The organism is Streptomyces sp. NPDC104106, assembly GCF_055584345.1.
The window spans coordinates 1-1520 of sequence record NZ_JBVJMF010000067.1 but is presented as its reverse complement, the minus strand read 5'-3'; the positions used below and the strand labels follow the sequence as shown (position 1 = coordinate 1520).

The following is a 1520-nucleotide window of genomic DNA, read 5'->3' as shown; positions in this document are numbered from 1 at the left end:
GAGACCCCGGCCTCCTTCGAGCCCACGCTCGACTACGTGGTCGTCAAGGCCCCCCGGTTCGCGTTCGAGAAGTTCCCGCAGGCCGACTCCACGCTGACCACCACCATGAAGTCGGTCGGCGAGGCCATGGCCATCGGCCGCAACTTCCCCGAGGCCTTCCAAAAGGCGCTGCGCTCGCTGGAGAAGAAGGGCAGCCAGTTCACGTTCGTGGGCGACCCCGGGGACAAGGACGCGCTGCTGCGTGAGGCGGTACGGCCCACCGACGGCCGGATCAACACGGTCATGCAGGCCATCCGCGCGGGCGCCACGGCCGAGGAGGTCTTCGCGTACACGAAGATCGACCCGTGGTTCGTGGACCAGCTGTTCCTGATCAAGGAGATCGCGGACGAGCTGGCCGGGGCGCCGGAGCTGACCGGCGAGCTGCTCGCCGAGGCCAAGCGGCACGGCTTCTGCGACCAGCAGATCGCCGGGATCCGGGGCCTGCGCGAGGACGTCGTCCGCGAGGTCCGCCACGCCCTGGGCATCCGCCCGGTCTACAAGACGGTCGACACCTGCGCCGCCGAGTTCGCCGCGAGGACGCCGTACTTCTACTCCTCCTACGACGAGGAGAGCGAGGTCGCCGAGCGCGAGAAGCCCGCGGTGATCATCCTGGGCTCCGGCCCGAACCGTATCGGCCAGGGCATCGAGTTCGACTACTCCTGCGTCCACGCCTCCTTCGCGCTGTCGCAGGCCGGGTACGAGACGGTGATGGTCAACTGCAACCCGGAGACCGTCTCCACCGACTACGACACCTCCGACCGGCTGTACTTCGAGCCGCTGACGCTGGAGGACGTGCTGGAGATCGTCCACGCCGAGCAGCAGGCCGGCCCGGTCGCGGGCGTCATCGTCCAGCTGGGCGGGCAGACCCCGCTGGGCCTGGCGCAGGCGCTGAAGGACAACGGCGTGCCGATCGTGGGCACCTCGCCGGAGGCGATCCACGCCGCCGAGGACCGCGGCGCCTTCGGCCGGGTGCTGGCCGAGGCGGGCCTGCCGGCCCCCAAGCACGGCACCGCCACCACCTTCGCCGGGGCCAAGGCCATCGCCGACGAGATCGGCTACCCGGTCCTGGTCCGGCCCTCCTACGTCCTGGGCGGGCGCGGGATGGAGATCGTCTACGACGAGACCCGCCTGGAGGCGTACATCGCCGAGTCCACCGAGATCAGCCCCACCCGCCCGGTGCTGGTCGACCGCTTCCTGGACGACGCGATCGAGATCGACGTCGACGCCCTCTACGACGGCGAGGAGCTCTACCTCGGCGGCGTGATGGAGCACATCGAGGAAGCCGGCATCCACTCCGGCGACTCCGCCTGCGCCCTTCCCCCCATCACCCTGGGCGGCTTCGACATCAAGCGCCTGCGCGCCTCGACGCAGGCCATCGCCCGGGGGGTGGGGGTGCGCGGACTGATCAACATCCAGTTCGCGATGGCCGGTGACATCCTCTACGTCCTGGAGGCCAACCCGCGCGCCTCCCGCACCGTCCC

1 protein-coding gene is annotated in these 1520 nt (G+C 70.3%); it reads left to right on the top strand.

Annotation, left to right across the window (positions count from 1 at the left end):
- Window positions 1–1520: carbamoyl-phosphate synthase large subunit (gene carB / locus ACZ60X_RS43880; RefSeq protein WP_469611449.1), on the top strand; the 1520-nt coding region annotated here is incomplete at both ends.